The organism is Pseudomonas sp. 05N433, from assembly GCF_056396925.1.
In genome coordinates this window covers 1-22,172 of sequence record NZ_JBFTML010000020.1, presented here as the reverse complement: position 1 = coordinate 22,172, position 22,172 = coordinate 1, and the positions used below count along the sequence as shown (strand labels likewise).

19 protein-coding genes and 1 pseudogene are annotated in these 22,172 nt (G+C 60.4%); 11 read left to right on the top strand and 9 right to left on the bottom strand.

Features of this window, described 5'->3' with window-relative positions; translation table 11 throughout:
• The first annotated feature begins 95 nt into the window (after window positions 1–95).
• The 6 genes and pseudogenes from AC1DIS_RS13090 (at window position 96) to AC1DIS_RS13065 (ending at window position 6,177) form a co-directional block, all read left to right on the top strand.
• Window positions 96–1,172: a putative 2-aminoethylphosphonate ABC transporter ATP-binding protein gene (locus AC1DIS_RS13090; RefSeq protein WP_477780911.1), complete on the top strand. Its 1,077-nt coding sequence runs from the start codon at window positions 96–98 to the stop codon at window positions 1,170–1,172.
• On the top strand, window positions 1,172–2,896 hold the full coding sequence (locus AC1DIS_RS13085) for a putative 2-aminoethylphosphonate ABC transporter permease subunit (protein WP_477780910.1): 1,725 nt from the start codon (window positions 1,172–1,174) through the stop codon (window positions 2,894–2,896). Before AC1DIS_RS13090 ends, AC1DIS_RS13085 begins: the two co-directional genes overlap by 1 nt.
• Before the next feature lie 32 nt (window positions 2,897–2,928).
• Window positions 2,929–3,879, top strand: a pseudogene (locus AC1DIS_RS13080) (putative 2-aminoethylphosphonate ABC transporter substrate-binding protein); the annotation flags it as partial.
• Between the two features lie 87 nt (window positions 3,880–3,966).
• A complete protein-coding gene (locus tag AC1DIS_RS13075) occupies window positions 3,967–5,100 on the top strand; it encodes a TIGR03364 family FAD-dependent oxidoreductase (RefSeq protein ID WP_477780917.1) in 1,134 nt (377 codons plus the stop codon).
• Window positions 5,100–5,666: a phosphonate degradation HD-domain oxygenase gene (locus tag AC1DIS_RS13070; protein ID WP_018928667.1), complete on the top strand. Its 567-nt coding sequence runs from the start codon at window positions 5,100–5,102 to the stop codon at window positions 5,664–5,666. Before AC1DIS_RS13075 ends, AC1DIS_RS13070 begins: the two co-directional genes overlap by 1 nt.
• 85 nt (window positions 5,667–5,751) lie before the next feature.
• Window positions 5,752–6,177 carry a hypothetical protein gene (locus AC1DIS_RS13065; RefSeq protein ID WP_028939094.1) on the top strand — a complete coding sequence of 142 codons (426 nt, stop codon included), beginning with the start codon at window positions 5,752–5,754 and terminating at the stop codon, window positions 6,175–6,177.
• Between the two features lie 10 nt (window positions 6,178–6,187).
• Here the strand turns inward: AC1DIS_RS13065 and AC1DIS_RS13060 are convergent, their stop codons facing one another.
• Both AC1DIS_RS13060 and AC1DIS_RS13055 read right to left on the bottom strand, forming a co-directional pair.
• Window positions 6,188–7,564 carry a GTPase/DUF3482 domain-containing protein gene (locus AC1DIS_RS13060; protein WP_096479415.1) on the bottom strand — a complete coding sequence of 459 codons (1,377 nt, stop codon included), beginning with the start codon at window positions 7,562–7,564 and terminating at the stop codon, window positions 6,188–6,190.
• The gene (locus AC1DIS_RS13055) at window positions 7,557–8,936 is read right to left on the bottom strand and encodes a DUF2868 domain-containing protein (protein WP_477743616.1); all 1,380 of its coding nucleotides are present in this window, start codon (window positions 8,934–8,936) and stop codon (window positions 7,557–7,559) included. Before AC1DIS_RS13055 ends, AC1DIS_RS13060 begins: the two co-directional genes overlap by 8 nt.
• A gap of 85 nt (window positions 8,937–9,021) precedes the next feature.
• Between AC1DIS_RS13055 and AC1DIS_RS13050 the strand changes: the two genes are divergently transcribed.
• Window positions 9,022–9,534, top strand: coding sequence for a dihydrofolate reductase (locus AC1DIS_RS13050; protein ID WP_477743617.1), 513 nt, complete (start codon window positions 9,022–9,024; stop codon window positions 9,532–9,534).
• Between the two features lie 110 nt (window positions 9,535–9,644).
• On the opposite strand, the gene AC1DIS_RS13045 is transcribed toward AC1DIS_RS13050, so the two are convergent.
• Window positions 9,645–11,036: an L-cystine transporter gene (locus AC1DIS_RS13045; RefSeq protein ID WP_477780909.1), complete on the bottom strand. Its 1,392-nt coding sequence runs from the start codon at window positions 11,034–11,036 to the stop codon at window positions 9,645–9,647.
• 238 nt (window positions 11,037–11,274) lie between these two features.
• Between AC1DIS_RS13045 and AC1DIS_RS13040 the strand changes: the two genes are divergently transcribed.
• A complete protein-coding gene (locus AC1DIS_RS13040) occupies window positions 11,275–12,342 on the top strand; it encodes an HAD family hydrolase (RefSeq protein WP_018928673.1) in 1,068 nt (355 codons plus the stop codon).
• Window positions 12,343–12,433: 91 nt separating this feature from the next.
• Here AC1DIS_RS13040 and ilvD read toward each other — a convergent pair whose 3' ends face one another.
• From ilvD to AC1DIS_RS13015, 5 genes are all read right to left on the bottom strand, one after another.
• Window positions 12,434–14,275 carry a dihydroxy-acid dehydratase gene (gene ilvD / locus AC1DIS_RS13035; RefSeq protein WP_018928674.1) on the bottom strand — a complete coding sequence of 614 codons (1,842 nt, stop codon included), beginning with the start codon at window positions 14,273–14,275 and terminating at the stop codon, window positions 12,434–12,436.
• Between the two features lie 257 nt (window positions 14,276–14,532).
• A complete protein-coding gene (locus AC1DIS_RS13030) occupies window positions 14,533–15,753 on the bottom strand; it encodes an MFS transporter (RefSeq protein ID WP_477743618.1) in 1,221 nt (406 codons plus the stop codon).
• Window positions 15,746–16,723 (bottom strand): diiron oxygenase, encoded by a 978-nt coding sequence (locus AC1DIS_RS13025; RefSeq protein ID WP_477780908.1) that lies wholly within the window; start codon window positions 16,721–16,723, stop codon window positions 15,746–15,748. The genes AC1DIS_RS13030 and AC1DIS_RS13025 overlap by 8 nt, the downstream gene beginning before the upstream one ends.
• The gene (locus AC1DIS_RS13020; RefSeq protein WP_026331822.1) at window positions 16,720–17,799 is read right to left on the bottom strand and encodes a SagB family peptide dehydrogenase; all 1,080 of its coding nucleotides are present in this window, start codon (window positions 17,797–17,799) and stop codon (window positions 16,720–16,722) included. Before AC1DIS_RS13020 ends, AC1DIS_RS13025 begins: the two co-directional genes overlap by 4 nt.
• A gap of 439 nt (window positions 17,800–18,238) precedes the next feature.
• Window positions 18,239–19,435 (bottom strand): class I SAM-dependent rRNA methyltransferase, encoded by a 1,197-nt coding sequence (locus AC1DIS_RS13015; protein ID WP_017341306.1) that lies wholly within the window; start codon window positions 19,433–19,435, stop codon window positions 18,239–18,241.
• Window positions 19,436–19,667: 232 nt separating this feature from the next.
• Between AC1DIS_RS13015 and AC1DIS_RS13010 the strand changes: the two genes are divergently transcribed.
• The 3 genes from AC1DIS_RS13010 to AC1DIS_RS13000 are packed head-to-tail and all read left to right on the top strand — an operon-like array spanning window position 19,668 to window position 21,701.
• The gene (locus tag AC1DIS_RS13010) at window positions 19,668–20,480 is read left to right on the top strand and encodes an HDOD domain-containing protein (protein ID WP_172901221.1); all 813 of its coding nucleotides are present in this window, start codon (window positions 19,668–19,670) and stop codon (window positions 20,478–20,480) included.
• 30 nt (window positions 20,481–20,510) lie between these two features.
• Window positions 20,511–21,323, top strand: a complete 813-nt coding sequence (mutM, locus tag AC1DIS_RS13005; protein ID WP_018928680.1) for a bifunctional DNA-formamidopyrimidine glycosylase/DNA-(apurinic or apyrimidinic site) lyase — start codon at window positions 20,511–20,513, stop codon at window positions 21,321–21,323.
• 54 nt (window positions 21,324–21,377) lie between these two features.
• A complete protein-coding gene (locus tag AC1DIS_RS13000) occupies window positions 21,378–21,701 on the top strand; it encodes a multidrug transporter (protein WP_018928681.1) in 324 nt (107 codons plus the stop codon).
• 57 nt (window positions 21,702–21,758) lie between these two features.
• Here the strand turns inward: AC1DIS_RS13000 and AC1DIS_RS12995 are convergent, their stop codons facing one another.
• Window positions 21,759–22,010: a YfhL family 4Fe-4S dicluster ferredoxin gene (locus AC1DIS_RS12995; RefSeq protein ID WP_003195146.1), complete on the bottom strand. Its 252-nt coding sequence runs from the start codon at window positions 22,008–22,010 to the stop codon at window positions 21,759–21,761.
• Window positions 22,011–22,172 lie beyond the last annotated feature (162 nt).

The window sequence follows — 22,172 nt, the reverse complement described above, 5'->3', positions numbered from 1 at the left end:
CTTGAATACCACTATCGGCCGTTTTTGCCTCGTTGCCACATGACGGACGCATTGCAAACCTAGGATGGCCCTCATCTGCTTGATGAGGCCTGTCCATGAACCACTCGATCGCAACTGCCCTGACCAACCCCGGCGCGCCGATGAAAGTGCGCGGCGTGCAGAAACGCTTCGGTGCGTTCACCGCGCTGGATAACGTTTCCCTCGACGTGACGGCCGGTGAACTGGTGTGTTTGCTGGGGCCGTCGGGTTGCGGCAAGACCACCTTGCTGCGTTGCATCGCCGGCCTTGAGCGCCAGGACAGCGGCGAGTTATACCTCGGTGATCGCGACGTTTCCCACCTGGCGCCTCAGGCCCGGGACTACGGCATTCTCTTCCAGTCCTACGCGCTGTTTCCCAATCTCACCGTCGAAGCGAACATCGCCTACGGCCTCGCCGGCAGCGGTCGCGATGAGGTGCGCAAGCGTGTCGGTCAGATGCTGGAGCTGGTTGGCCTCACCGGCAGCGAGAAAAAATACCCCGGCCAGTTGTCCGGCGGTCAGCAGCAACGCGTAGCGCTGGCCCGGGCTCTGGCGCCGGCCCCTTCCTTGTTGCTGCTGGACRAACCGATGTCGGCGCTCGACGCCCGGGTCCGCGAGCATCTGTGCACCGAGTTGCGCCAATTGCAGCGCAACCTCGGCATCACCACCCTGATGGTCACGCACAATCAGGACGAAGCCATGCTGATGGCCGACCGCATCGCCGTGATGAACAACGGCAAGGTCGAGCAGTACGCCACACCGCAGGACATCTACGACCGCCCGGCCACACCGTTTGTGGCGGAGTTCGTCGGTCAGGGCAACTGGCTGCCGTTCCGCCGTAGCAGCGACAGTCATGCCCTGGTCGGCGGGATGCACATGCGCCTGGCCGATGGTAGTGCGAAAACCGCGTCGGGCCGGTTGTTCTGCCGTCCCGAGGCGATCAACGTCAACCCGCTGGTGCATGAAGAAAACCTGTTCCCGGCCAAGGTTCGCGAAATCACTTTCCTCGGCAATCGTTGCCGCATGAGCTTCGAACTCGATCAGCTGCCGGGTCATGCATTGCTGGCGGAACTGGCGCCGGAAGCGATGCCGCGTCTCGGTGCGCAGCAGATCATGGTCGCCTTGCCGCCGCGTAGCCTGCAGGTGTTCGCCTGATGAGCGCGAACGTCGCGCTGCCGATACCGCACAAGCAGGTTCGGCAGGCCTCCCGTGCCGAGATCGGCGACCGGCTGTTCGTGGTCGGCGGCAAGCTGCTGTTGTTGGTGTTGCTCTGTGTGGCAGTGTTGATGCCGTTACTGGCGATCTTCTGGCGCGGGTTCAGTTCGCAGGCCGGGCAGGGCGGTGGTCTGGTGGCTGCCGGTGAATTGCTGACCGGTGCGAATTTCCATTGGTTGCTGGGTAACAGCCTGAAGGTTTCCCTCAGCGTGGCGGCGATGGTCGTACCGTTGGCCTACCTGTTTGCCTACGCCCTGCAACGCACGTTGATTCCCGGCAAAGGTATCTGGCGCGGTACATCGCTGCTGCCGTTGATGGCGCCGTCGATGTTGCCGGGGATTGCGCTGGTTTATCTGTTCGGCAATCAGGGCCTGTTGCGCGGTCTGTTTTCGGACAACATCTACGGCTTCTGGGGCATTGTGCTCGGCGAGGTCATCTACACCTTCCCGCACGCCTTGATGATTTTGCTGTCAGCGCTGTCCCTGGCGGATGCGCGACTGTTCGATGCCGCCTCCAGCATGGGCGCGAGCCCGGCGAAAGCCTTTCGCAGCATCACTTGGCCGGCGACGCRTCAGGCGGTGTTCGCAGCGTTCTGTCTGGTGTTCACCCTGACCATCACCGACTTCGGTGTGCCCGTGGTGGTCGGTGGCGACTATCAGGTATTGGCGCTGGAAGCCTACAAAGCGGTGGTCGGCCAGCAACAATTCGGTCGCGGCGCACTGATCGGCATGGTTCTGCTGCTGCCGGCGCTGTTCAGCTTTGGTGTCGACGCCTGGCTGCGTCGGCGTCATGGCGATTCCATGAGTGGTCGGGCGCAAGTCTTTCAGCCAATGCCGTCGAGGCTGCGCGACGGTTGTTATCTGGCCATCGTGCTGCTGATCTGCGCGGTGTTGCTGCTGGTGTTCGGCATGGCGGTGTACTCGTCGCTGGTGAAGTTCTGGCCGTACAACCTGTCGCTGTCGCTCAACCATTACCAGTTCAACGACACCGCGGGCGGCGGCTGGCTGGCCTATGGCAACAGCGTGAAGATGGCGTTGTGCACGGCGTTGATCGGCAGCGTGCTGATCTTCACCGGCGCCTACCTGATGGAGAAAACCCGTGGCCAGCGCGGGCTGAATCTGACACTGCGCATGCTCAGTTTCGTACCGATGGCGGTGCCGGGTCTGGTGCTGGGCCTGGGTTACGTCTTCTTCTTCAACCTCAGCGGCAATCCGCTGCATGTGCTCTACGGCAGCATGACGCTGCTGGTGGTTTGCACCATTGCTCACTATTTGACCACCGCGCAAATGACCGCCACCACCGCGCTGCGCCAGCTCGACGCCGAGTTCGAAGCCGCCGCGCTGTCGCTCAAGGCGCCGCTGTATCGGCATTACCTGCGAGTCACCGTGCCGATCTGCCTGCCAGCGTTGCTGGACATCGTGCGCTACCTGTTCGTCTCGGCCATGACCACCGTTTCGGCGGCGATCTTCCTCTACAGCCCCGACACCATTCTCGCGGCGGTGGCGGTGCTGAACATGGACGACGCCGGCAACGTCGGCGGTGCGGCGGCAATGTCGACCCTGATTCTGTTCACCTCGGCGGGCGTGTCCCTGCTGCTGGCCTGGGCCTCGCGCGGTTTATTGCGCCGCTCCCAGGCCTGGCGGCAGACCGCGCCCGGTCTTTGATTCACACCTTCAACTCACACAGGAATTGCACCATGTTCAAGCCCTTGGCCCTGGCCGCTGCTGTCCTCACCGCTTTCAGCCTGAACGCCTTCGCTGCGAAAACCGAGTTGACGGTGTACACCGCCCTCGAAGCCGAACAACTGAAGACCTACAAAGAAGCCTTCGAGAAGGCCAACCCGGACGTCGAGATCAAGTGGGTGCGCGATTCCACCGGCATCATCACCGCCAAGCTGCTGGCCGAAAAAGCTCGCCCGCAAGCCGACGCGGTGTGGGGTCTGGCGGCATCGAGCCTGGCGATCCTCGATCAGCAAGGCATGCTGCAAAGCTACGCGCCGAAGGACCTGGGCAAGATCGGCGGTAACTACCGTGATGTTGCCAACCCACCGGCCTGGGTCGGCATGGACGTGTGGGCGGCGACCATTTGCTTCAACACCGTCGAAGCCGAAAAGCAGGGGCTGAGCAAACCGGTCAGCTGGCAGGACCTGACCAAGCCTGAGTACAAAGGCAAGATCGTCATGCCCAACCCGGCCTCGTCCGGCACCGGTTTCCTCGACGTCAGCGCCTGGCTGCAAACCTTCGGCGAGAAGCAGGGCTGGCAGTACATGGACGACCTGCACCAGAACATCGGCCAGTACGTTCACTCCGGTTCCAAGCCGTGCAAGCTCGCCGCTGCCGGTGAATTCCCGATCGGTATTTCCTTCGAATACCCGGCTGTTCAACTGAAGCGCCAAGGCGCGCCGCTGGACATCATCCTGCCGAAAGAAGGCCTGGGCTGGGAGATCGAAGCGACTGCCGTGATCAAAGGCACCGCGCATGAAGAAGCAGCGAAGAAACTGGCCGACTTCTCTGCAAGCCCGGCGGCGATGGAGCTTTATAAAGAGAACTTTGCGGTGCTCGCGCAACCGGGTATTGCCAAGCCGCAGACTGAATTGCCGGCGGACTATGAGCAGCGCTTGATCAAGAACGACTTGGACTGCGCAGCAGGCCCCTTCTTTTCAGATAGAGAGGGGGGGCCGCTACGCGCCCCAGCGGGAGCAAGCTCCCTCGCCACAAAAAGCGGGATTATCTTCATGACACACCACAGCGACATGCTGATCGTCGGCGCCGGCATTCTAGGCCTGTCCCACGCCTATGCCGCCGTCAGGCGCGGCCTCAAGGTCAAAGTCTTCGAGCGCAGCGCCACACCATTGGGCGCATCTGTACGCAACTTCGGTCAGGCACTGGTCACCGGCCAGCCACCAGGGCCGATGCTCGAATTGGCCAGGGCCAGTCGAGAAATCTGGGGCCAATGGGCAGAACTTGCCGGCCTGCACCTCAAGCGCAACGGCTCGTACCTGTTCGCGCGTACCGAAGCGGAAGAACACCTGCTGGAAGCCTTCTGCGCCGGGCGTGCCGTGGAGCACGGTTACCGTGTCGAGCTGTTGCGCGGCAACCCATTGCGGGATTTATACGGCGGTCAGTTCAACCATCACCGCGTCGCGTTGCACGGCATGGACGACCAACAGCTGTATTCCCGCGAGGCGATTCCGGCATTGATCGACTACCTGCGCCGTGAGTTGGGCGTCGAGTTTCACTTTTCCACCCTGGTGCGCGACATCGAGCCGGGCCGCTTGCACAGCACCGCCGGCACCTTCAACGCGGGGCAGATCATCGTTTGCTCCGGCCACGATTATCAAACTTTGCTGGCCGAGCCGATTGCCGAACTCAACCCGCAAATCTGCCGCCTGCAAATGCTCCGCGCCCGGCCGCAGATCAACCTCAACCTGCAACACGCACTGCTCACCGGTCTGRGTTGCGTGCACTACGGCGCCTTCGCCGATCTGCCGGAAGCTGCGGCGGTACAGGCGCAAATTCTGCGCGAGGCGCCCCATCTGCATGAAAACGGCATTCACCTGCTGATCAGCCCGACACCGTACGGTGAGTTGATCATCGGCGACTCCCACCATTACGGCAGCGATCCATCACCGTTCAATGCCGAACAGGTGGACGACTGGATGCTCGAACTGGCCGAGCAGACGTTGGGCTGCAAAGTGCAAGTGGTCGAGCGCTGGCAGGGTGTTTACGGTTCACGCGGCCCCGGCCCGTTTTCTTTTCTGCGTCCGATGCCGGGTGTGAGCGTGGCGCTGATGCACTCCGGTGTCGGCATGAGCGTCGGRCCGGCGTTGGCGGAACGTAATGTCGCCAGCTTATTGGGAGACAGTTGATGGACCACCATCAGCAAGTGATCGCCGAGGTGTTCGGTCTGTACGAACGGTTTGGCGATAACGACTACATCGGTGAACCGGTGTCGCAGATCGAGCACATGTCGCAAGCGGCCGAACTGGCGATGGCCGAGGGCTTCGATGATGAAGTGGTACTGGCGGCGTTCTTTCACGACATCGGGCATCTCTGTGCCGAGGGGGCCGAGAGCATGGGTGGCTTCGGGGTGGTCAGCCATGAGCGTTTGGGCGCTGATTATTTGCGTCGGGCCGGTTTCAGCGAACGCATGGCGCGGCTGGTGGAATATCACGTGCAGGCCAAGCGTTATCTGACGCTCAGAGAGCCTGGGTACTACGAGCGTTTGAGTGAAGCCAGTCGGCGGACGCTGGAGTATCAGGGTGGGGTGATGAGTGCTGAAGAGGCTGAGGCTTTTGAGCTCGATCCATTGTGCGAGGTCAGTCTGCGGATGCGTCAGTGGGATGAGTGCGCCAAGGACATGGACGTGCCGGTGATGGACCTCGACGTCTTGAAACGCAAGGCTGCGGGCCTGTTGTCCGGCGTTCTGCGCTGAGTTGTCTGACACACGATAGGGAATCGGTTTATGGATCAACGCGCGTCGAAGCATCAATCTGGCCTTTTCGCAAAGGAGCGCATGGATGCATTTTTTGAAAGTGATTGCACAGGATCGAAGCGGGAAGGGCTCGGCAGATACCGTCGCTTTCCAGTTCTTTGAAGGTGAACAGTTGCAGCGCGAGGCGACGGACGCGGATCGTCAACAGCTCAAGTCGTTTGGCAAAACGTACTTGAAATGCGCCTGGTATAACGCGGATGAAGCTGAGGAGCGGCACTTGCGCATCTTCTCGCAGAATCCATCCGCTGACGGTACGCCTGAGACGGTACGACTGCATTTTCATGACGGACCGAGGATTGCCTACAAGGCTGCGGTCCGCGATCTGGATAACGATGGGGTTTTTGAGTGGGTGTTGAGCTCGGATGTGGACAATGACGGGCGAGCGAACAGGACCGATCGTAGCCGTGTGAAGGCATTGGCCAAAGAGTTTCTGAAACTGGATTGGCGCTGACGATCGTTGGTTAGAGCTGCTGCGCCAACACCTCAACCTGCTCCTGCCGCTCCGCCTGATTCACCTTCGAATGAGGATTGAGCGACGACCACTGCGGATGTGCCCGAGCCTTGTTCAGCGCTTCCGGCAGTTTGCCTTCGCGCCAGGTTTTGTCCTGTGGTGTGGCGACCTGAATGCTGTCCATCGCCGCGTGCCCGCGCTGGTTCAGGGCTTGCAACAGTTGTCGCTGACGCAGGGCCAACAACCGCAGCACGCTGTCGTCGACAGTCAGTTCTCGCTGGCCCTTGATCTTGCCCAGCAGGCGGCTGCCGTAACTGCGGGCGGTTTGCAGGGCGCCGCCGGCAATCGCTCCGGCCAGTGCCGCCGCGCCGAGGGTCAGGCCGCCCACCAGCAAATCGACGCCGGCCCCGGCCGCCGCGCCAGCCGCGATGCCACCGCCGACCCGTACACCGAGTTGTTTCAGGGTTTCCGGGTTGAACAGGTCATCGCCCCAGCGACCATCGAGCAGCGGCAGGTCACTGGCCGCCGCGTCCTGTGGGCGGAAGGCGTAGAGCTTGAGCAAGGCTTCGACGCAACGTTGTTCACGCTGACGCACCGCTTTGCGCAGTTCGCTGATCGCTTGCTGTTCCTGCTCCGCCTCGCTGGCGACACTGCGGCGGCAGGCGGCGCAATCGATCAATAAATCGGCAATCAACTGTGCTGCACTCTGCTGACGGGCCAGGCGTTGGGCCTGCTGATCGGCGATCAGGCGTTCCAATTGTTCGCGGGAGTTTTCCAGCAGCAGCGCGAGGCTTTCATACAGTCGGCGTTCGCCATCTTCCGGCGGCGCGACGCTGTCGAACCGCACCAAGGCATGCAAGCCCAACCGCGCCAGGGCTTCACGCCAATCCGGTTCGCGCTGCTGGGCGCTGCTGACAAAATTCAGTACTGGCAGCAGCGGTTTGCCGCAACTGGCCAGCACTTGCAGTTCGTCGCGGTACTTGGCCAGCACTGGCTCCCGAGCGTCGATCACATAGAGGCCGGCGTCGGAGGCGAGCAATTGTCGCAACACCTTGGCTTCCTGTTCGAAGCGCTGCCGGGCTTCGCTGCCCTCAAGGAAGCGCGCCAGCCGCGCCGGGCCGTCGAGGCGTTCGCCGGGCCGTTCCAGGCGCTCGAGGTAGTCGAGCAGGGCGATGGCGTCTTCCAGGCCCGGCGTGTCGAACAGATCGAGCAACGGCTCGCCGTCTACCGACAATCGCGCGCCTTCGACGTGGCGCGTGGTGCTGGGGCGATGGGAGACTTCGCCGAAGCCGACATCCCGCGTCAGCGTTCGCAGTAACGAGGTTTTGCCGACGTTGGTGTGGCCGACCACGGCGAGTTTCAATGGCCGTTTCCAGGCATCAGTCATGACCCGTCTCCAGCCAGCTCAACGGCGCGCAATCGGCGAATGGCAAGTCCAGTTGTTGCAGCGCAACGTGCCAGTCGCCCAGGCGTTCGGCATCCAGCGCTTCGCCGGGCGGCGCTTGCAGCAGCCACACGCGGGTAGCCGTAGCACTGCGAGCCAGTTCGGCAATCAGCGCGAGGCTGCCACGGTCCGGCGAACGCCGTGGATCGCAGGCGATGGCCAGGCGGGCCGGGGGAAAGCGACTCAGCTGTTCAAGCAGTTTGTGCCGGGATTCGCGGCTGTCGAGGATGCCGGCGTCGTTGACGCTTTTCGGCAGCTGCGGTGGCCAGGGGCGTTGATCGTCCAGCTCGATGGCCACCAACAGTGCGCCATCGCTTTGCAGGTCGCTGGCCGCGTTTTCAACCCGGTGAAGTTGCTCAGGCGCGGCATCGCTAATACCCAGGCGTTCGCTGGTGGGCATCAGCCGTTCGCGCAGTTGGGCGTAACCTGGCAGGTTCAAGTCCAGATGCAAGGCTGCCTGGCCGGTTTTCCAGCGCCACCGGCAGAACAATGCGAGCAGCAAACGCGGTAACACGCCGTACACCAGCAGCACGCCCACCAGCCACGCCGCCCAGGCCTGGCGGGCGCTTTCGATGTTCAGCGCGGCATCGCCGCTGGCGCGGATCATCTCCACGCTGGGCACACTGAAACCGAGCAAGGCCGGCAGGGCGCCGAGGGCATGGGTCATGGCGACGAAGGTGTCGGCGCCGAGAATGGTGGTCTCCCAGACGAAGCCATAGCGCCGGGTCGCCATCAGCGTCAGCAGCATCACCAAGGCACTGAGCATCGCCAACAACCACAAGCCGTTGACCAGCACACCCAACGCCCACCGATTGAGTTTCTGCCGTTGCAGCAACAGCAGCAGGGCCGGCGCCAGTTGCGCGGCGTTGGCATCGCGGGCGAGTTTTTCACTGAGCCACAACCACAAGCGTCCGAGGGCGGCGCCCTGTTCGCCGGCGAACACCAGGCCCAGGGCCCAGCTCAATAGCAGAATCAGGTTCAGCCCCAGCAGGCTGCCCAAGGCCCAGAACACATTGACCGGGGTCTGGCCGTCGCCCAGCGCGGCAAACGCCAGGCCAGCGCCACTGATCACGGCCAGCACGGCGAGCACGATCAACGCCAGTCGCGCGCCTTGCAGCCAGTGTTTGAGGGCGCGGGTCTGCCCGTCGCGCTCGGCCAGCCACCGGGCGCGGCATTGAATACGCGTCGGCAGGTCGCCGCCGGCGCTACGGGCGACTCGGTTGGCTTCCAGATCATCCAGGGGGCCGGCGTGTTCTTCACGCAGGCGTATGGTTTCGCTCAGCCAGAGGTTTTGCAGGGGCGTCAGTTCAGTCACGCGGCATCCCGTCGCTTCATTGAGCGATGAGCATAACCGCTGTGACGCTTATCGGGGTAAGGGAGGCTCTGGTATCCTCGCCGGCATGACTAAATCACTCCCCCTCAGCCTGATCGCAGCCCTCGGTGAAAACCGTGTGATCGGCGTCGACAACAGCATGCCCTGGCACTTGCCGGGGGACTTCAAATACTTCAAGGCCACCACCCTCGGCAAGCCGATCATCATGGGGCGCATGACCTGGGATTCCCTCGGTCGTCCGCTGCCGGGCCGGTTGAACATCGTGGTCAGTCGCCAGGTGGATTTGCAGCTGGAAGGCGCGGAGGTTTATCCGTCACTGGAGGCGGCCGTGGTTCGCGCCGAGGAATGGGCGCTGGAGCAGGGTGCCAATGAGTTGATGTTAATTGGTGGTGCGCAGTTGTATGCGCAAGGTCTGGAGCAGGCCGATCGGCTATACCTGACGCGCGTGGCGCTGAGCCCGGAAGGGGATGCGTGGTTTCCGGAGTTTGATGTGAACCAGTGGAAGCTGGTGTCGAATGTTCCGAATCCGGCAGAAGGCGATAAGCCGGCGTACAGCTTTGAGGTGTGGGAGCGCACATAGATCATTCCCACGCTCTGCGTGGGAATGCAGCCCGTGACGCTCGGCGTCACTGGACGCGGAGCGTCCCTTGAGGCATTCCCACGCGGGAGCGTGGGAACGATCAGTGCGGGCTAAGCGTGAGCCAACTCCGAATGCTCATCCGCATCCAACAGCGCTTTATCCGTCTGCTGCATGATCTGGCTGGTGATCGCCCCAGCGGTGATCGAGCCACTGACGTTCAACGCCGTGCGACCCATGTCGATCAGCGGTTCAACGGAAATCAGCAACGCCACCAGTGACACCGGCAAACCCATGGCCGGCAACACGATCAGCGCGGCGAAGGTTGCACCGCCACCAACCCCGGCCACCCCGGCCGAACTCAGCGTCACAATCGCCACCAACGTCGCGATCCACAAAGGGTCCAGCGGGTTGATGCCCACGGTTGGCGCAACCATCACCGCCAGCATTGCCGGGTACAGACCGGCACAGCCGTTCTGGCCAATGGTCGCGCCAAACGAGGCAGCGAAACTGGCGATGGACTGTGGAATACCCAAACGGCTGGTCTGGGCTTCGATGCTCAGCGGAATGGTGGCGGCGCTGGAGCGGCTGGTGAAGGCGAACGTCAGCACCGGCCAGATCTTGCGGAAGAAGCGCAACGGGTTGATCCCGGCGGCCGACACCAGCACGCCATGGACCACAAACATCAGGCCCAGGCCGATGTAGGACACCACCACGAAACTGCCGAGCTTGATGATGTCTTGCAGGTTGGAGCCGGCGACCACTTTGGTCATCAGCGCCAACACGCCGTATGGGGTCAGCTTCATCACCAGGCGCACCAGACGCATCACCCAGGCTTGCAGGGTGTCGATGGCGTTGATCACTTTCTGACCTTTTTCGACATCATCCTTGAGCAGTTGCAGCGCCGCGACCCCAAGGAATGCGGCGAAGATCACCACACTGATGATCGACGTCGGTTTGGCGCGAGCGAGGTCGGCGAACGGGTTCTGCGGGATGAACGACAACAACAGTTGCGGCACATTCAGGTCGGCGACCTTGCCCGCATAGTCGGTCTGGATGGTTTGCAGACGCGCCATTTCCTGGGTGCCGGCGACCAGACCTTCGGCGGTGAGGCCGAACAGGTTGGTCAGGCCGATACCGATCAGCGCCGCGATGGCGGTGGTGAACAGCAGCGTGCCGATGGTCAGGAAACTGATCTTGCCCAGCGACGAAGCGTTGTGCAGACGGGCCACGGCACTGAGGATCGAGGCGAACACCAGCGGGATCACGATCATTTGCAGCAACTGCACATAACCGTTGCCCACCAGATCGAACCAGCCGATCGAGGCTTTCAGCACCGGGTTGCCCGCACCATAAATCGTGTGCAGGGCGATACCGAATACCACGCCCAGCACCAGCGCCAGCAACACCTTTTTCGCCAGGCTCCAGGTGGTGTGACGGGTTTGCGCCAGGCCAAAGAGCAAGGCGAGGAACACCAGCAGAYTGAGGATCAGCGGCAGATTCATAGAGGCTCCATAGACTTGTGCCAGCCACCTTCGTGTGTGACTGCGAACCGGTGAGCCTAACAGCTTGATATGTAATGATTTAATATCAAAAACAGCGGTCAACTGTCGTTTTTGGAATAAGCCAATGCCGCTATAAGGAATGCCGCTGACGGAATCAGGATGCAAGCGGTCGCGGGCAGGCGAGGATTGTCACACTTATTTGTTAGCGTCGATTTCTTTGAACCGGGGAGAAACGCCGATGAAGCTTGCACCGAAATTTCTTGCTGCTGCACTTGGATTGGGTTTGAGTCTTGGCCTTGCCGGCCAGGCGTTCGCTACCGACCTGAAGCACTGGCCAGCGGATCAGGCCAAGGCGCTGGACGCGATGATCGCGGCCAATGCCAACAAGGGTAACTTCGCGGTGTTCGACATGGACAACACCAGTTACCGCTACGACCTCGAAGAGTCATTGTTGCCGTTCATGGAAAACAAGGGCCTGATCACCCGCGAGAGCCTCGACCCCTCGCTGAAACTGATCCCGTTCAAAGACACCGCCGACCATAAGGAGAGCCTGTTCAGCTACTACTATCGTCTCTGCGAAATCGACGACATGGTCTGCTATCCATGGGTCGCCCAAGTGTTTTCCGGCTTCACGCTTCAAGAGCTCAAGGGCTACGTCGATGAGCTGATGGCGTCTGGCAAACCGGTGCCGAGCACTTATTACGACGGCGATGTGGTCAAGACCATCGACGTCCAGCCGCCGAAAGTCTTCACCGGCCAGGCCGAGCTCTACAACAAGCTGATGGAAAATGGCATTGAGGTCTACGTGATGACCGCTGCCTCCGAAGAATTGGTGCGCATGGTCGCTGCCGATCCGAAGTACGGCTACAACGTCAAACCGCAGAACGTGATCGGTGTGACCACGATGCTCAAGGACCGCAAGACTGGTGAACTGACCACGGCGCGTAAGCAGATCACTGCGGGCAAGTATGACGAGAAGGCCAACCTTGGCCTCGAGTTGACCCCGTACCTGTGGACTCCGGCAACCTGGATGGCCGGCAAACAAGCGGCGATCCTGACCTACATCGATGAATGGAAAAAGCCGGTCCTGGTGGGTGGTGATACGCCGAGCAGCGACGGTTACATGCTGTTCCACAGCGTCGACGTGTCCAAGGGCGGCATCCATTTGTGGGTCAACCGCAAAGACAAGTACATGACCCAGATTAACGGCATGATGGCCAAGCACGCAGCGGCCCAGGCGAAAGAAGGGTTGGCGGTGACGGCGGACAAGAACTGGGTGATCGTCAAACCGGAAGAGATTCAATAAGCGCTGTGATCTCGTTCCCACGCTCTGCGTGGGAACGATCAAAAAAATGCCCCGCACTTGGCGGGGCATTTTTTTGTTCGACGGTTAAGTATTACAGCCCGTCGAGCATCGCTTTGTTACGCACGGCACCCTTGTCGGCGCTGGTCGCCAACAGGGCATAGGCTTTCAGAGCGGTGGTCACTTTACGTGGACGCTTTTCCACCGGCTTCCAGCCTTTCTTGTCCTGCTCGACCCGGCGCGCGGCCAGTTCTTCGTCGCTGACCAACAGGTTGATCGAGCGGTTCGGAATGTCGATCAGGACCTTGTCGCCGTCCTGCACCAGACCGATCGCGCCACCGGCAGCGGCTTCTGGCGAAGCGTGGCCGATGGACAGGCCCGAAGTGCCGCCGGAGAAACGGCCGTCGGTCAGCAGGGCGCAGGCTTTGCCCAGGCCTTTGGATTTCAGGTAAGAGGTCGGGTAGAGCATTTCCTGCATGCCCGGGCCGCCTTTCGGGCCTTCGTAACGAATGATCACGATGTCGCCAGCCTTCACTTCGTCGGCGAGGATGCCGCGTACGGCGCTGTCCTGGCTTTCGAAGATCTTCGCGTTGCCTTCGAAGACGTGGATCGACTCGTCGACACCGGCGGTTTTCACCACGCAACCGTCCAGCGCGATGTTGCCGTACAGAACGGCCAGGCCGCCTTCTTTCGAGTAAGCGTGTTCGACACTGCGGATGCAGCCGTTTTCACGGTCGTCGTCCAGGGTTTCCCAGCGGGTCGACTGGCTGAACGCGGTTTGCGTCGGGATGCCCGCCGGGCCAGCCTTGAAGAAGTGATGCACCGCTTCGTCGTTGGTCTGGGTGATGTCCCACTTGGCGATACCTTCGGCCATGGTCTTGCTGTGTACGGTCGGCAGGTCGGTGTGCAACAGGCCGCCACGGGCCAGGGAGCCGAGGATGCTGAAGATCCCGCCGGCGCGGTGCACGTCTTCCATGTGGTACTTCTGGATGTTCGGCGCGACCTTGCACAGTTGCGGTACATGGCGGGAGAGGCGGTCGATGTCGCGCAGGTCGAAATCGATCTCGGCTTCCTGGGCCGCGGCCAGCAAGTGCAGGATGGTGTTGGTGGAACCGCCCATGGCGATGTCCAGGGTCATGGCGTTTTCGAACGCCTTGAAGTTGGCGATGTTGCGCGGCAACACCGACTCGTCGTTCTCGCCGTAGTAACGCTTGCACAGCTCGACGATGGTGCGGCCGGCTTGCAGGAACAGCTGTTCGCGGTCGCTGTGGGTGGCCAGGGTCGAACCGTTGCCCGGCAATGCGAGACCAAGGGCTTCGGTCAGGCAGTTCATCGAGTTGGCGGTGAACATGCCGGAGCAGGAACCGCAAGTAGGGCAGGCGCTACGCTCGTACTCGGCGACCTTCTCGTCAGAGGCGCTGGAGTCGGCGGCGATCACCATGGCGTCGACCAGGTCGAGACCGTGGCTGGCCAGTTTGGTCTTGCCGGCTTCCATCGGGCCGCCGGACACGAAGATTACCGGGATGTTCAGGCGCAAGGCGGCCATCAGCATGCCAGGGGTGATCTTGTCGCAGTTGGAAATGCAGACAATGGCGTCGGCGCAGTGGGCGTTGACCATGTATTCGACGGAGTCGGCGATGATCTCGCGGCTCGGCAGCGAATAGAGCATGCCGTCGTGGCCCATGGCGATGCCGTCATCCACGGCGATGGTGTTGAATTCTTTGGCTACGCCGCCGGCCCGTTCGATTTCACGTGCGACCAGTTGACCCAGATCCTTCAGGTGCACATGGCCCGGTACGAATTGGGTAAAGGAGTTGGCAATGGCGATGATCGGCTTCTTGAAGTCGTCATCTTTCATCCCCGTGGCGCGCCACAGTGCGCGAGCACCGGCCATGTTGCGACCGTGGGTGGATGTTTTCGAGCGGTAATCAGGCATGGAGCACTCCGGGCGGCAAATCAGGTATCAAAAGGGAAGTGAGCTTCTATTGACGTCTGGAACACTCAGAAATGGCCGTGTGTCCGGAAGTTGCCGATAACTTTGCGGGATCGCCGCGCGCTTCAGCTTGAGCTCATAAACCCGCCGGGGGATGACTGGCGATGAATCTCGCGATTCTACACCGCTGGCGTCAGGAGGGAATGCCGGAAAACGTTGATCCAGTGCTGACGGGGCGTGTGGGATGACGACTGGCAGGATTATTCGACGCTTGGGCTGGCTCCCGGGCTCTTGGCTCGGCTATGGATACGACTGTTGAGTACCAGCGCCACGCTGCTCAGGATGATAAAGCTGTATCCCAGCGTGGATTGCAGGTTGGCCGGGCTCAGGCTGATGAGCGCACTGATTAACCCGCCACAGATGAAAATCACCGTACTGCCGGCCGACGCCGAAGTTCCCGCATTTTCAGGGAACAGGCTCATGGCTTTGGACGTGGCGGCCGGTCGGGCAATGGTGGTGCCGGCGGTACAGATGAGCATCGGTACCAGGACGGTAATCGGGGACAATGCAAAGTGGCTTGAGAGGTAAAGCATGATCAGGCCGGACAGCAGGATCAGGCTCAGCCCGCTGATGACTTGATGGCCGGGACTGAGACGTTTACCCAGCAGCGTCGCAACCGTGCCGCCGACAATGTAGGCGCCGCCATAGACCAGCAGAATCAGCGAGAAGTCATAGGCCGACAGCTGGAGTTGATCCATGAAAATCAGCGGCGAAATCACTATGAAGGAAAAATGGCAGGCGAAAGCAAAGGCGGAAATCAGCCAGTAGGACAGAAAGTCGACATCGCACAAGACCCGGCGGTAGGGCTGGAAGATATTCGATAGCGCCCCGGTTGCCGCAGGCCGAGTGCTTTCGAGAAAAAAACAGGCCTTGAGCAGTACTATTCCAGCCAGTGCGATAAACACCACAAAGCTGCCCTGCCAGCCCAGCGTGGCTTGCAGGAACGTGCCGGCCAACGGTGAGACCGAGATGAAAACGCCGGTGGCAGTCACCATCAGGATCCGCAACCGGTCACGCTCCTCGCCCTCGAACAGGTCCTGGATCAATGCTTGTGACAGCACGAAACACCCGCAGCCGAGTGCCTGAATCACACGGAACAACAGGAAGTGAACATAGTCCGTGGTCAGCGTGCAGCCCACTGCACCCAGCATCGAGATGGTTATTCCAGCGAGCAACAGTCCTTTGCGCCCGATCACATCCGACAGCGGCCCGATCAGCAGTTGGGAGACCGCTATGCCGACGGCAAACAGACTGATCGACAGCGCAATGTCGGCGGGTGTGCTGCGAAAGTGTTCGGCGAGCGCCGGGAAAGAGGGCAGCAGGACATCCAGCGGGAACACGCCAAGCAGCACCATGGCCAACAACAGGCTGACCGCTCCCCGACGTTGTTTGACGGTCGCCGCGGATTGTCCTTCAGCCATCGATAAGCCCTGCCTTCATGAACAGTTGCTGGTTGGAGGGCAAGTCGAAGAAACCAGCCTTTTTTAACGCCTGAAGCGTTGCGCCAGCACCGGATCGCGCCCGTTGATGGGTGGCTTGGGGGCTGGTCAGTCCGCCAAGAATTTCCGTGATGGTGGTCTCGCCAAGACCCGCGCTGAGCAGGCTTTCGCGCATCCATCGCTCATCGGCTTCGAAGAACATCCGGATGATGTCCAGCAGCGCTTTGGCGACAAACGTGCGTTGAGGGCTGTTCAGCGTCAGCCACAGGTAATGGAACACTTCAGAGAAATAGCGACTATGGCGCGCCTCGTCCGCCAGATGATCCCTGAGCATTGCCTGGACGCTGGAAACCAGGTCGTTACGGCAGACATCGAGCAGTTCCTTGGCAATGATCGTCTCCGACACGAACCCGACGAGGAACCAGGCCAGCGCCCTGTATCTTTCCGGGGCGCCGTCAAGCAGGGCGTTCAATCGCATGATGCGGTGGGGCATGACCGGACGTCGGCTGATCCCGTAGAAACTGGCTACTTGCTCGGCAAGGCTGTTGGAAAACAGGGCGTGATAACCCTCGTCGGTATAAAGCTGAAGCGCGGCGGTCTTCATTCGTGCGGGAATGTGGACGTTCAGTTCATCATGGATGATGGTTTCCACGGAGCGGTTGACGATGCGGTGCTCAAGCAAGGTGGTGTAGTCGAGGAAGTACACCAGATGATTGGCCGACAACCGATGGATGACGGTTTGACCTGCCGCCTGGATAGCCGGGTGAGTCAGGTAAGYCAGGAAGCCTGGAGGAAACCAGTGGCGCGTTTCCAGTTGCTGTTCCAGGTCTGGTGGTAATAGATAGTCGTGTTCGCTGGTGCGCACTGACGCACGGGTATTCCAGTCGCCCAGGGTGTAACGATGAGCCCAGGACACGGGCTGCTCCAACGGGGCAATGATGGGAGTGGTCATTGTTGCGGCTCCCGACTGCTCAGAAGATCTTTCAATTCCTTGCACATCACTTGTCCGTCGCTGTAGCCACAGCCGACAAAAAACAAAGGTTGTTCCGCGCTGTTCTCGATCCCCAGCAAGACCTCGACCTGATCATCGGCCAGCGCCCCCGTCAGCCAGGTGTTCAACCCCAGTGCAGTGGCCACCAGTTGGAATGTTTGAGAAATATGCCCTGCTTCCACGAAGGCCATTCGGTAGGCTCGCGAGTGTTCATATTTCCACCACAGCTTGTCGAACCGACTGGTGATGAACAGGCCCACGGGCAGGTTGTTGATGAAGTGCTGTCCACACAGCAACTGCCCCAGTGGTGAGTCAGGTGTCGGGTTGACGAAACTCAAGGCGTGGTCGGTGGGGTGATAGGCGTAGAGCCCGGGTTTCAGGCCGCTGACGTTGTGTACATGAAGAAAGCCTTCGCAGGCATTCAGCCCGCCACCGGATGGGCTGCTGCGCCGGGCATCGAGACCTTCGACAAGGGTTTCGTCGACATCGTTTTCGCGCTCATGCAAGTAGCCAAGGGACAGGTAAAGCAGCGTGCCGATAGCTTCCAGTGAAACTGCTGCGTCCGTGAAGGTGCGGCAGGTTTTTCGGCCGATCAGGACGTTGGCAAGAGACCCTTCCGGCAGGCAGGAAGGCTTTGGCAGGCCAATCAGCTCCCGCGCCTGGCGTTCTGTGGGCCGGTTGCTCGGCGCAGGAGCGGCCAGCACTTCGGTGCAGTGATCCAGGTAGTGTCTGGACCATTCATGAATATCCTGAGGGACATGTTCGCAGGGGATGTTTTTGGTACCGATATGGAATATCTTCGACAGTTCATCCCAGCCCCATTCAACAGTACCTTGTATTGATGTTGTCAGTATTCCTGCGTTCAGGAGTTGAGTGTCAACTATGTTGCTGTCGTTATAAAGTTCGGGGTTGTTGATTAGTTGCGTAAGTCTGCTTGAGTATTCAAGGCTTAGTTCAAATTGTTTGTGATTTTTGTAATCCCAGACTATTTGGCCGGGCGTGCGAGGAAGTATGAATAGATATGGGTTTATCTGCATGGTGGGCGGTTCGCTCTGGACGGGTGCCATAGAACACGCTGGGTAGCCGGCACTCCCCAGCGTCTCATTTACTTAGCGGGCTTTTGGTGCAACCAGAAAAGCCAGGTTGGCGATTTTGTTAGCTTCCAGAGTAATTGCTTTCATGTTGTTGACTCCTTGTCATTTGATAGTGAGTGTCACTTCGAGGTGACAACTCAATCATAGGCTTTAATGGGCTCTTATCAAGGGGAGATCAAGTAGGAATATTCCAGTAATTTTGTCGGAGCAGTCTTGGGGTTGGAGAAAGTTTGTAAGTTATATTCTTTCAAATCAAATGTGCAGGGAAACGTCCTGCAAGTTTGTAGGACTGCAAGAGTAAGACGATGGGGCGGGAGAGGAGATGTCGCAGCGTCAGAATGGCTGACGGAGAGCCTGTCGGCTCCCCGTCAAACCGGCGTACTCAGCTGTTTGGCAGCAGACGGCAGGTAATGCTCTTGATGTAGCGGGTTTCGGCAATGGCTGGGTGAACCGGGTGATCCGGGCCTTGTCCGCCGCGCTCCAGCATCTGGATGTTGCGGTCCAGGTGACGGGCGCTGGTCAGCAGGATGTTCTGCAAATCGTCTTCCGGCAGGTGCATCGAGCACGATGCGCTGACCAGGATGCCGTCCTTGCTGAGCAGGCGCATGGCTTGTTCGTTCAGGCGACGGTAGGCACCTTCACCGTTTTTCATATCTTTCTTGCGTTTGATGAATGCAGGAGGGTCGGCCACGATGACGTCGAAACGTTCTTCGCTGGCTTTCAGCTCTTTGAGGGCTTCGAACACGTCGCCTTCAATGCAGGTCATTTTTTCGGCGAAACCGTTCAGTGCGGCGTTGCGCTCGACGCCGTCGAGGGCGAAGGCCGACGCATCGACGCAGAACACTTCACTGGCGCCGAAGGCGGCTGCTTGCACGCCCCAGCCGCCGATGTAGCTGTACAAGTCCAGCACGCGTTTGCCTTTGGCATAAGGTGCCAGACGCGCGCGGTTCATGCGGTGGTCATAGAACCAGCCGGTTTTCTGGCCCTGGATGACCGGCGCTTCGAACTTCACGCCGTTTTCTTCCAGCGCCACCCACTCCGGCACCAGGCCGAACACGGTTTCGACGTAACGGTTGAGGCCTTCGGCGTCTCGGGCTGCGGAGTCGTTCTTGAACAGGATGCCGCTTGGCTTGAGCACTTGGGTCAGGGCCGCGATCACGTCATCTTTGTGAGCTTCCATGGTCGCCGAAGCGATCTGGACCACCAGGATGTCGCCGAAACGGTCGACCACCAGGCCTGGCAGCAGGTCGGAGTCGCCGTAGACCAGACGATAGAACGGCTTGTCGAACAGGCGATCGCGCAGCGACAGGGCGACGTTCAGGCGATGCACCAGCAGCGATTTGTCCAGCGGCAACTTGATGTCGCGCGACAGCAGGCGGGCGCAGATCAGATTGTTCGGGCTCATGGCAACGATGCCCAGCGGCTTGCCGCCGGCGGCTTCGAGGATCGCCTGATCGCCAGCCTTGAAGCCGTGCAATGGGGTGGCGGCTACATCGATTTCGTTGCTGTAGACCCACAGGTGACCGTTGCGCAGGCGTCGGTCGGCGTTGGCTTTGAGGCGCAGGCTAGGCAGGGACATGACGTCGCTCCGGAAAAAAGAGCGGGAGTATAGCGTGTTGAGGGAGTGGCGGGTTTGACGGACGATGAAACGCGCATGGCGCCATCGCGGGCCCGCACACATATGGATTGAGTTTGACTGGCTGTCGGATCGATCTTTTTAAGGGTTAGAATCCCCGCCTGACCCGGAGTGCGTACTTATGTCCCAAGAGCTGTCTTCTGAACAGATTCAACAGTCCCTGCAAGGCATCAGTGTGCCGGCCCAGCCGCAGATCATGGTGGATCTGCAGATGGAGCAATATATGCCCGACCCGGACCTGGAGGTGATCGCCAAACTGATCTCCCAGGACCCAGGCCTTTCGGGCGCTTTGTTGAAAATCGTCAACTCGCCGTACTACGGCTTGAGTAATAAGATCACCGCGATCCAGCGTGCAGTAAACCTGTTGGGCAGTCGTTCGATCATCAACCTGATCAACGCGCAGTCGATCAAGGGTGAGCTGAACGACGAGACCATCGTCACCCTCAACCGTTTCTGGGACACGGCGCAGGACGTGGCGATGACCTGCCTGAGCCTGGCCAAGCGCGTCGGTGTCCAGGCCGGCGATGAAGCTTATGCGCTGGGCCTGTTCCACGATTGCGGCATTCCGCTGATGCTCAAGAAATTCCCCGATTACATGAAAGTGCTGGAACAGGCCTATGCCAACGCCAGCGCCGAATGCCGCGTGGTGGATACCGAGAACAAGCAATACAACACCAACCACGCCGTGGTCGGGTATTACACCGCCAAGTCCTGGCGTCTGCCGGAACATGTCACCCAGGCCATTGCCAACCATCACAATGCCCTGGCCATTTTCAGCGATGAGTCGTGCCGCAATACGCCGCTGAAGAACCTGCTGGCAATCCTGAAGATGGCCGAGCACATTTGTGCTTCCTATCGGGTGCTGGGCAACCAGTCTGAAGACCACGAATGGAACAATGTCGGGCATCTGGTGCTCGATTACATCGGCCTATCGGAATACGATTTCGAAACCCAGAAACAAGAAATTCGCGACCTCGCCACACGTTGAGTGTCGAACCTCGCCTGATTCGAGAGCCCCATGCCAGAACTGCCGGAAGTCGAAACCACCCGCCGCGGAATTGCACCGCACCTGGAAGGCCAGCGCGTCAGCCGGGTGATCGTGCGTGAGCGCCGTCTGCGCTGGCCGATCCCCGAAGACCTGGATGTGCGGCTGTCGGGCCAGCGCATCGTGCTGGTGGAACGGCGGGCCAAGTATTTACTGATCAATGCCGAAGTCGGCACGTTGATCAGCCATTTGGGCATGTCGGGGAATCTGCGGCTGGTGGAAGCCGGCTTGCCGGCGGCCAAGCATGAGCATGTGGACATCGAGCTGGAATCGGGCCTGGCCCTGCGTTACACCGACCCGCGTCGGTTCGGGGCGATGCTCTGGAGTCTGGACCCGCTGAATCACGAACTGCTGGTTCGCCTGGGGCCGGAGCCGTTGACCGATCTGTTCGATGGCGAGCGTCTGTTCCAGCTGTCCCGCGGGCGATCCATGGCGGTCAAGCCGTTCATCATGGACAACGCGGTGGTGGTTGGCGTCGGCAATATCTACGCGACCGAAGCGCTGTTTGCTGCCGGCATCGACCCGCGCCGCGAGGCCAAGAGCATTTCCCGGGGGCGTTATTTGAAGCTGGCGATCGAGATCAAGCGCATCCTGGCGCTCGCCATCGAACGGGGCGGCACCACGTTGCGGGACTTTATCGGCGGCGACGGCCAGCCGGGGTACTTCCAGCAGGAGCTGTTCGTATACGGCCGTGGTGGTGAACACTGCAAGGTCTGTGGCACGGGGCTGCGGGAAGTCAAACTCGGGCAGCGCGCCAGTGTCTTTTGTCCGCGCTGTCAGAGCTGATATCGGCTACGGTCTATAGTCAGTGTTCTCACTGCCTAGCCGAAGGACCGTGCCATGAATCTGTTTCGAACCTTTGTCGTCACGCTGCTGCTGAGCATCGCTGCGCCCACGCTGGCTACTGAGAACGGCAGCGGCGACCCGCGTTACACCATCCAGAATCCACCGGCCTACGCCATGCTTGGCGATCTGCTGATTGCCCGACCGTTGCTGGTGGTGGCGACAGTGATCGGTGCCGGGGCGTTTGTGGTGTCGCTGCCATTTACCGCGTTGGGCGGCGGCATTGGCGATGCAGGACAGGCGCTGGTGGTCGACCCGGCGAAAGCGGCGTTTGTGCGGTGTCTGGGGTGCGTCGGGGAAGGGTTTGAGCAGCGGGAGTGAGGCATAAAAAAGATCGTCCGAAGGTTCGGGCCGCCTTCGGACGATCTTTCCAGGCTTTCAAGCCTTACCGGTAATCTTCCGGTACTTCTCCATCAACTGTTCTTCAGTTTCCGGATGGGCCTCGTCCAGTGGAATGCAATCCACAGGGCAGACCTGCTGGCACTGCGGTTCGTCGTAGTGGCCGACACATTGCGTGCACAGGTTCGGGTCGATCACGTAGATCTCTTCGCCCTGGGAAATGGCGGCGTTCGGGCACTCGGGTTCGCAGACGTCGCAGTTGATGCAATCGTCGGTGATGATCAGGGACATGCTAACTCCAGCCGGGGCGGCAGGCCCTGGCGCAATAAACCAATGCGCACAATTGTGCCGCATTGGCGCCCGCAGTGCACGCGGGCGCGATCAAGTGCAGCAGATCGCAGCCTTCGGCAGCGCCTACTTTTTGAAGCGTTCGGTGAGGGCATCGGCCACCAC

What these genes read in the sequence shown, in the direction of transcription:
- AC1DIS_RS13015 (WP_017341306.1), bottom strand. Translation starts at nt 19,435, where the DNA reads ATGTCCCTGCCTAGCCTGCGCCTCAAAGCCAACGCCGACCGACGCCTG.
- AC1DIS_RS13000 (WP_018928681.1), top strand. Translation starts at nt 21,378, where the DNA reads ATGAATCTGTTTCGAACCTTTGTCGTCACGCTGCTGCTGAGCATCGCT.
- AC1DIS_RS13020 (WP_026331822.1), bottom strand. Translation starts at nt 17,799, where the DNA reads ATGCAGATAAACCCATATCTATTCATACTTCCTCGCACGCCCGGCCAA.
- ilvD (WP_018928674.1), bottom strand. Translation starts at nt 14,275, where the DNA reads ATGCCTGATTACCGCTCGAAAACATCCACCCACGGTCGCAACATGGCC.
- AC1DIS_RS13070 (WP_018928667.1), top strand. Translation starts at nt 5,100, where the DNA reads ATGGACCACCATCAGCAAGTGATCGCCGAGGTGTTCGGTCTGTACGAA.
- AC1DIS_RS13040 (WP_018928673.1), top strand. Translation starts at nt 11,275, where the DNA reads ATGAAGCTTGCACCGAAATTTCTTGCTGCTGCACTTGGATTGGGTTTG.
- AC1DIS_RS13050 (WP_477743617.1), top strand. Translation starts at nt 9,022, where the DNA reads ATGACTAAATCACTCCCCCTCAGCCTGATCGCAGCCCTCGGTGAAAAC.
- AC1DIS_RS13060 (WP_096479415.1), bottom strand. Translation starts at nt 7,564, where the DNA reads ATGACTGATGCCTGGAAACGGCCATTGAAACTCGCCGTGGTCGGCCAC.
- AC1DIS_RS12995 (WP_003195146.1), bottom strand. Translation starts at nt 22,010, where the DNA reads ATGTCCCTGATCATCACCGACGATTGCATCAACTGCGACGTCTGCGAA.
- AC1DIS_RS13065 (WP_028939094.1), top strand. Translation starts at nt 5,752, where the DNA reads ATGCATTTTTTGAAAGTGATTGCACAGGATCGAAGCGGGAAGGGCTCG.
- mutM (WP_018928680.1), top strand. Translation starts at nt 20,511, where the DNA reads ATGCCAGAACTGCCGGAAGTCGAAACCACCCGCCGCGGAATTGCACCG.
- AC1DIS_RS13030 (WP_477743618.1), bottom strand. Translation starts at nt 15,753, where the DNA reads ATGGCTGAAGGACAATCCGCGGCGACCGTCAAACAACGTCGGGGAGCG.